The organism is Pseudomonas peli (assembly GCF_900099645.1).
GTDB lineage: Bacteria > Pseudomonadota > Gammaproteobacteria > Pseudomonadales > Pseudomonadaceae > Aquipseudomonas > Aquipseudomonas peli.
In genome coordinates, this window is sequence record NZ_FMTL01000015.1 from 1 (window position 1) to 5,944 (window position 5,944).

Below are 5,944 nucleotides of genomic sequence, written 5' to 3' on the forward strand. Positions count from 1 at the left end.
AGAGCTTGAAGCGACCGCAAGCGGTCGCGCTGAAAAGCGTTTATTACCGCTCTTCCCCCCACCATCCAGCATCACTCTAGAGCGGCGGCGTCAAGGAGTTTGAAGTATGTTTATTTAGGGCGCAGCGCCCTATTTCTCTTTCAATATAGGGCGCTATGCCCTATAATATCAACCATAAGGCCGGGCAGTTCGCTCTGGTCAGGTTGGAGTTTTTACCATGGATGCAGCAGAAAAAGCCGTTGTAGAAAATGCCCTTTCGATTCTTGACCGCCACTTGAAGGCAAAGAGCCATGCGCTGGTAAGCCCGGAAGCCGTCAGGGCGTTTCTCCGGCTGAAGCTGGAGCGCCAAGAGTCAGAAGTTTTTGCGATGCTGTTCATGGATGCTAAACACCGGGTTATCGAATATCGGGAGCTTTTTTTCGGGACAATCGACAGCGCTAGCGTTTACCCCCGCGAGATTGTCAAGGCTTCGCTTTTGCTTAATGCGGCGGCTGTTATTTTGGTGCACAACCACCCAAGCGGCGAATCCTCTCCAAGCAACGCCGACCGGGTGATGACACAGAGGGTTAAGGACGCGCTGGCCCTCGTTGATGTTCGCGTGCTCGATCATTTGGTGGTCGGTCACGCTGAAATCACATCCCTTGCGGAAATGGGGTGGTGCTGAATTAAAACATCCCCCCGGCACGCCGGGGGGATTTGCTTAGAGCCTTCGCGCTCTTCAGGGGTTTAGAGATGGAAACTAGAGCGGTTTATGGGGTAGGCCAGGCCGAGATACGCCCCGAGTGCCTGCGCGCACTGGCGGACGGCTGGGCAGTGCCGAGCGGTGCGGAAATCCGCGCCGCGCTGAAGATGGCCGGCACAAATGGCGTCGATTTTGCGCGCCGGATTGGGGTTGATGATCGGACGGTTAGGCGCTGGATGCTTGAGGAAAAACCGATGCCCTTCGCGTCCTGGCAGGTGCTCGCCACCAGGGCGGGGCTTTCCCCTGAGTGGTGATTTCCCCTCAATAAATAGTGTTTACAAGTGTTGACGGCATGGCCGGAAATCTGGATAATGTCACCTATCGGAACCGCAGTGGTTCCGATGCCCGAACCGAGCGGCGGCAACCGCTCCGGGCCGATCCCTTGCAGGAGGTACGACGATGGCCAAGGCCAAAAAAGTATGGGGCTACCGCCAGGACGTAGGCGAAACCATTTTTCATGCGTCGGTCATGAAGGATGCGGCCTGGGGTGAATATCGGGTGAAGTTCTTCACCGACTGCGCACACATGCCGCAGGCGGACTATCACACCGATGACCTGGACGACGCCAAGGCGACAGCAACCGCCGAGGTTGACCGCCTGGCCAAGCGCGAGAAGCGCCGGGCTCAGTTGGTCGAGGCCGCTATCGGTCGCCTGCACGTCGAACTGGCCCACGACTTGAGCGATGAAGAGCTGTCCCGCTGCCTGGGTAATTGCGTGGGTGCCCATCAGCTTATCCCGCTGATGCAGGAAGAGCGCGAGCGCGGGCTAACGATCCCGCTTCGCACGATTGACCCTGACACAGCCGAGGCGCTGCGCAGCGCCGGCCTGCCGTTCCCGTCCTGGGCACTCAACTAAGCCGATCCAGCCAGGTGCCGAGCGCCTGGCCATCCCCTACCCTGGAGAAATACCATGACCAAGACCACCAACCCGAACACCGAAGCCGAGAAGGCGCACCAGAAGGCGCTGACCCTGATCTACCGGCACACTCACCGCGACTACAAGGGCAACTATGGCGGCGTTAAGTCGATCATGGTTTGCCGTGGCGGCGCGTCGTGTGTGGTGCCGCTGGACGGGCTGACAGAGGCGGAGGTGGCCGACCGTCTGCCCTATGCGATGAAGAAAGAGGCCGAGCGCCTGGAGTCGAAGAAGAAGACAGCGCAGGCGGTCGAGTAAGATAGCGCCGCGATCAATCGGGAGGATGCACCGTGGAAGGAAAAGAGCAGGACAAAAAAGCAAGCCGCCTGGCTTGTGTTTTCATGGTGGCCATGCCGGCATTCGTCCTGGGCGGTGCCGTCACGTTCGCTACCTTGTGGCTTGGCCCGGTGGCAGTGCGTGACAAGGTAATCACAGCCTATGAGGCCGATGTTATGCGCCTGGCCCGTGAGCTGGACGCGGAGAGGGAAAGGCCCAAGGCCAGCGAGTGAATGCCAGGAGAGCCCGCCAAGCGCGGGCTTTTTAATGGGTGTAAATAGTGTTTACAAGTGTTGACGGCATGGCCGGAAATAAGGATAATGGCACCTATCGGAACCGCAGTGGTTCCGACGCCCGAACCGAGCGGCGGCAACCGCTCCGGGCTAACCCCTTGCAGGAGATACCCGCAATGCAAATCCCCGAGACGATCACCTGGAAAGGCAAGCAGTACGAAGTGCCCGACATGGAGACGCTGGGCGAGTTCGCTTTCGATAGCGTATGTGAGACGCCAGACGGCGACACCGTGGAGCCAGACCACCCGGATTCCTGGCTTTCCATTCTCGGCCTGATTTAAGGCCACCAATCGCCGGCAGGGAGTACCTGCCGGCAACCCCAACCCGGAACCAGCGGCGGCAACCGCACCGGGCAACCCTTGCAGGAGAAATATCTATGGCTCGCAAAGTGAAACTTGGCCAGGCGCTGGCTACCATCGGCGTTCTGGAGCTGTGCCGCTATGGCCTCGACCTTGGCCCCCTCTTCGACCGCCACGCCTCGGGCGATTGGGGCGACGCAGACGAGAAGACACGCCAGGATAACGAGCACGCACTGACCCACGGGGGCCGGATCACTTCGGTTTACCACCCCAACGGTCGCCGCGTGTGGATCGTCACCGAGGCAGACCGCAGCCGCACCGTGGCCATGTTGCCGCACGAAAAGGCGCAGTAATGCCACCAGCAACGCAGGATCAACAGGAGCGACCCGATGACCGACTATGTAGTCACCAAGACGCAGCGCGAGGCGCTGCAACGCTTGATCAAGATTGCCCAAGGCGACACCGGCCAGGCGCGCCGCGTGGCTGATTTCCTGCTGGCCTGGTGGAACGCGGGCGAGTGTGGCGGCTTCGACATAACCACCGCCTGGGGCGTAGATACCAGCATTGCGGCGGATATGGTCGAAGTGTTCGGCCTGGCAGTAGCGCGCAACGCTTACCCGGACGAATACGGCTTCGGGCCGGACTTTGAGCGCATTGTCGCCGCATGGCGTCCCGCGCTGCTGAAGGGGGGCGCATGAAGTCGCCACGGGTGTTCCTGGTCGCCGCCCTGGTGTTCCTGGGTGGCTGTGCAGGCGGGCCGAACTACTACGGCGGGACGAGCTACAGCGCCCACAACCTGGGTGGCTTGCCCGTGTCTGGATCGGTAGGCGTTTCGCTTTCACCGTCTGGCTTGAGTATCCGCCCGAACATCTACGCAAGCCCGGCCTACACTCTGCAAAAATAGTGTTTACAAGTGTTGACGCTGGCAATAATTAAGGAGATAATGCGCGCACAGGCCGGGAAACGCGGCGGCAACCGCCCCGGCCTACCACCACCCTTGCAGGAGATACACCATGACCGTATTCATGAAGCAGTTCCAAGTCGGCACCCGCGTGCGTTGCTCCCTTCCCTACGCTGGCCACGGCATCGTTTTCGCCGTGCATGGCGTGCAGGTGCCGGAATCGGTGCGAACCATTGGCGGCGTTGGCGTGAGCGGCGGCAGTGCCCGCCTCGACGTGGTGTTTTTGAATGGCACCATCAGCCGCCAGCTTTCTGAAGCCCTGGTGCGCGCCTCTGTTCAATGGCGCGTACTGGATGAGGTGGCCACCGCTGAAGAGGTGCAAGCCGCCATCGAGCACGCAAACACTGCCCAGGCCGAGCGCGAGGCGATCAAGCGCGAAGCAGCCGCGCAGTTCGCCGCCGAGGTGGAGCGCCTGAAGAGCGCCCCGGAATACTCGCACCTGGTACAAGGCGAAGACACTTACAGCGGCGTCCTGGCTGCGAAGAATATCCGCGCCATGCTCAAGCTGGCCTTTCCTGCCGTGAAGTTCTCGGTACGCAAAAAGTCCTTTGGTTCCCTGGTAATCGAGTGGCTGGACGGGCCGACCGAAAATGACGTGCAGGCAGTCGCCGGCCAGTTCCGCGCTGGCCACTACTGCGGCCAGGAAGAAGCGTACCAGCACGAAAAAACGCCATGGTGTGCCGTGTTCGGTGCCGCCGAATACATCAGCGTTTGCCGCCACCACTCGGGCGAGCTGATCGAGCGCGCCATCGCCAAGCTGTTCAACGACCTGCCGGGCAACTTTGACGGCATCGAGCGCCCGAGCGTCGAGCAGTACGAGCGCGGCAGCCTCGACATTATCCGGGTGCCTGGCCTGGCCTATTCGCTGCAACAGATGATCCGCCAGACACTCAACGGGACACACGGCTAACACGCCCGGCCTGGCCGGCTTATAGCCGGCCAGGTGTGAACGCTTGGGCGTGTGGCCATAATGCAACCATGCGAACCCAAGGAACCGCAAACATGACGCAGAGCAGAGACGAGGATTCAATTTTGAAGATGGCAGCGCACATCCGGGAAACCTACACCCCGGCAGAGATTGCACAGCTTTTGCGCCTGGTCGAGCCGACACCGCCCACAGCGGAAATGAGCCCCGAGGATTTCGAGCAGCTTATGCAGGAACTTGGGGCGTCAAACACGCGCCGGGGCTACTCCGATAAGTCTATCGAAGCTGCGCGCCTTGTTCTGGTGAAGGGTGCCAGCGTTACCGAGGCGGCGGCAGAAACGAACCAAACCCGTCAGTCTGTAAGCCAGCTCATGACCCGTATCCGTCGCCGCATTGAGGCGCTTCCGAAAGGCTGGGTAAAGGTTGAGCAGTGGCTGCCGGAAGACGTGGCTACGCAAGTCGAGAGCATTGCAGAGCAGATGAAGGCCATGCCCAAGGGTAAGGCAAAGGTTTTCACCATTACTTTTCAAGCCTGAGAGAAATCATGACTGAATCACCGTTTGCAACTTACCGCGCCATCCTGGTTGATGGTGACTATTCAGCGGCTGGCTTTCTCCAGTCGTTTGCGATGGCCATGTATGCCGGGGGCGCGTTCCCGATGGACGCAAGCGGCCTGCGCAATCTTGATGATCAGCACATGCGCGCCTTCCAGGAAATGGCCGCGTGGTTCCGTCGCCACGGCGAAGGCGACCCGGATTTTGTGGACGTGTGCCAGGCGATCAAGGCCAACCGCCGCGCCTATGCGCAGCGAATTAAGGCCCATCTTGACGAGGTGCTGGCCAGCGATCCCGACCAGTACGAAGGCGGACGGAGCGAGCACGCCGAGTCGGTGCGTTTCTACCGCCGCGAGCATGAAAAAAACCGTGAACGCCTTTGGATCGACTGAGGAAAACAGACCATGCTGAAATCGTTGAAATGGGCACTGGCCGAGCTGATGGGCCACCACAAGGAAATCGCCGCGATTAGCGCGCAAATCGCGCAGCGCGACCAGTGTATTGCCGAGCTGGAGGCGAAAGCTAAGCACGCAGAGCGGGCGGCGCATTGGTTCAGTGAGGGAGCGCGCTACTCGCTGGAGACTGCCGCCCAAGTCATCGAGAAGGACGCCCCAGCGCGAAGCAAGGAGCTTGCAACTATCGCCTATGCTCTTCCCTATATTTTTTCTGGCCGCAGTAACTGGGAAGACCGGCCACGTATCGAGGCGGCGGATGATGCACGCGCTATGGCTCTGAAGGTTGCGAGGCAGTACGGCATTGAGTTGCCAGATGACCCCGTGTATGCGGTCAGGTGCCTTTTGCGGCTTTCGATCACTGTCTTGAAACCTGAACTTAGCTTGCCGGTCGAGCACATGCGCGGCGCTTGGCCAGCCAAAGAGGCATAGGGCGTTACCCTGCGCTTCGCTCCGGGCCGGGCTTTCGTGCTGCGCATCGAGCCTGGCCAAACAGCCGGCCAGTCTCGCCCCTTCGGGCTTCAATC

At 60.4% G+C, this 5,944-nt stretch carries 13 protein-coding genes; all 13 read left to right on the forward strand.

Going from position 1 to position 5,944, the window contains the following annotated elements; all coding sequences use genetic code 11:
* Nucleotides 1-217: 217 nt before the first annotated feature.
* A complete protein-coding gene (gene radC, locus BLO50_RS21430) occupies nucleotides 218-664 on the forward strand; it encodes a RadC family protein (RefSeq protein WP_090256299.1) in 447 nt (148 codons plus the stop codon).
* A 68-nt stretch (nucleotides 665-732) separates the two neighbouring features.
* Nucleotides 733-996: a helix-turn-helix domain-containing protein gene (locus BLO50_RS21435; RefSeq protein WP_090256300.1), complete on the forward strand. Its 264-nt coding sequence runs from the start codon at nucleotides 733-735 to the stop codon at nucleotides 994-996.
* Between the two features lie 145 nt (nucleotides 997-1,141).
* Entirely contained in the window at nucleotides 1,142-1,597 is a 456-nt protein-coding gene (locus tag BLO50_RS21440; RefSeq protein ID WP_090256301.1) for a hypothetical protein, read from the forward strand.
* A gap of 54 nt (nucleotides 1,598-1,651) precedes the next feature.
* A complete protein-coding gene (locus BLO50_RS21445) occupies nucleotides 1,652-1,915 on the forward strand; it encodes a hypothetical protein (RefSeq protein WP_031943309.1) in 264 nt (87 codons plus the stop codon).
* Nucleotides 1,916-1,947: 32 nt separating this feature from the next.
* The gene (locus BLO50_RS21450; RefSeq protein WP_090256302.1) at nucleotides 1,948-2,166 is read left to right on the forward strand and encodes a hypothetical protein; all 219 of its coding nucleotides are present in this window, start codon (nucleotides 1,948-1,950) and stop codon (nucleotides 2,164-2,166) included.
* Between the two features lie 176 nt (nucleotides 2,167-2,342).
* The gene (locus BLO50_RS21885) at nucleotides 2,343-2,507 is read left to right on the forward strand and encodes a hypothetical protein (protein WP_167354495.1); all 165 of its coding nucleotides are present in this window, start codon (nucleotides 2,343-2,345) and stop codon (nucleotides 2,505-2,507) included.
* Nucleotides 2,508-2,602: 95 nt separating this feature from the next.
* Nucleotides 2,603-2,878, forward strand: coding sequence for a hypothetical protein (locus BLO50_RS21455; RefSeq protein ID WP_031943306.1), 276 nt, complete (start codon nucleotides 2,603-2,605; stop codon nucleotides 2,876-2,878).
* A gap of 36 nt (nucleotides 2,879-2,914) precedes the next feature.
* Nucleotides 2,915-3,223, forward strand: a complete 309-nt coding sequence (locus BLO50_RS21460) for a DUF7673 family protein (RefSeq protein ID WP_090256303.1) — start codon at nucleotides 2,915-2,917, stop codon at nucleotides 3,221-3,223.
* Nucleotides 3,220-3,429, forward strand: coding sequence for a hypothetical protein (locus BLO50_RS21770; RefSeq protein WP_143003861.1), 210 nt, complete (start codon nucleotides 3,220-3,222; stop codon nucleotides 3,427-3,429). Before BLO50_RS21460 ends, BLO50_RS21770 begins: the two co-directional genes overlap by 4 nt.
* Nucleotides 3,430-3,538: 109 nt before the next feature.
* Complete coding sequence (locus tag BLO50_RS21465) at nucleotides 3,539-4,396, forward strand: LPD29 domain-containing protein (RefSeq protein WP_090256304.1); 858 nt, start codon at nucleotides 3,539-3,541, stop codon at nucleotides 4,394-4,396.
* 92 nt (nucleotides 4,397-4,488) lie between these two features.
* Nucleotides 4,489-4,947 (forward strand): TrfB-related DNA-binding protein, encoded by a 459-nt coding sequence (locus tag BLO50_RS21470; protein WP_090256305.1) that lies wholly within the window; start codon nucleotides 4,489-4,491, stop codon nucleotides 4,945-4,947.
* 8 nt (nucleotides 4,948-4,955) lie between these two features.
* On the forward strand, nucleotides 4,956-5,357 hold the full coding sequence (locus tag BLO50_RS21890; protein ID WP_090256306.1) for a hypothetical protein: 402 nt from the start codon (nucleotides 4,956-4,958) through the stop codon (nucleotides 5,355-5,357).
* A 12-nt stretch (nucleotides 5,358-5,369) separates the two neighbouring features.
* Nucleotides 5,370-5,849 carry a hypothetical protein gene (locus tag BLO50_RS21895; RefSeq protein WP_031943300.1) on the forward strand — a complete coding sequence of 160 codons (480 nt, stop codon included), beginning with the start codon at nucleotides 5,370-5,372 and terminating at the stop codon, nucleotides 5,847-5,849.
* Nucleotides 5,850-5,944 lie beyond the last annotated feature (95 nt).

Excerpts from the sequence above, each read along its gene's own strand:
- radC (WP_090256299.1), top strand. The coding sequence starts at position 218 with ATGGATGCAGCAGAAAAAGCCGTTGTAGAAAATGCCCTTTCGATTCTT.
- BLO50_RS21435 (WP_090256300.1), top strand. The coding sequence starts at position 733 with ATGGAAACTAGAGCGGTTTATGGGGTAGGCCAGGCCGAGATACGCCCC.
- BLO50_RS21440 (WP_090256301.1), top strand. The coding sequence starts at position 1,142 with ATGGCCAAGGCCAAAAAAGTATGGGGCTACCGCCAGGACGTAGGCGAA.
- BLO50_RS21445 (WP_031943309.1), top strand. The coding sequence starts at position 1,652 with ATGACCAAGACCACCAACCCGAACACCGAAGCCGAGAAGGCGCACCAG.
- BLO50_RS21885 (WP_167354495.1), top strand. The coding sequence starts at position 2,343 with ATGCAAATCCCCGAGACGATCACCTGGAAAGGCAAGCAGTACGAAGTG.
- BLO50_RS21455 (WP_031943306.1), top strand. The coding sequence starts at position 2,603 with ATGGCTCGCAAAGTGAAACTTGGCCAGGCGCTGGCTACCATCGGCGTT.
- BLO50_RS21460 (WP_090256303.1), top strand. The coding sequence starts at position 2,915 with ATGACCGACTATGTAGTCACCAAGACGCAGCGCGAGGCGCTGCAACGC.
- BLO50_RS21770 (WP_143003861.1), top strand. The coding sequence starts at position 3,220 with ATGAAGTCGCCACGGGTGTTCCTGGTCGCCGCCCTGGTGTTCCTGGGT.
- BLO50_RS21465 (WP_090256304.1), top strand. The coding sequence starts at position 3,539 with ATGACCGTATTCATGAAGCAGTTCCAAGTCGGCACCCGCGTGCGTTGC.
- BLO50_RS21470 (WP_090256305.1), top strand. The coding sequence starts at position 4,489 with ATGACGCAGAGCAGAGACGAGGATTCAATTTTGAAGATGGCAGCGCAC.
- BLO50_RS21890 (WP_090256306.1), top strand. The coding sequence starts at position 4,956 with ATGACTGAATCACCGTTTGCAACTTACCGCGCCATCCTGGTTGATGGT.
- BLO50_RS21895 (WP_031943300.1), top strand. The coding sequence starts at position 5,370 with ATGCTGAAATCGTTGAAATGGGCACTGGCCGAGCTGATGGGCCACCAC.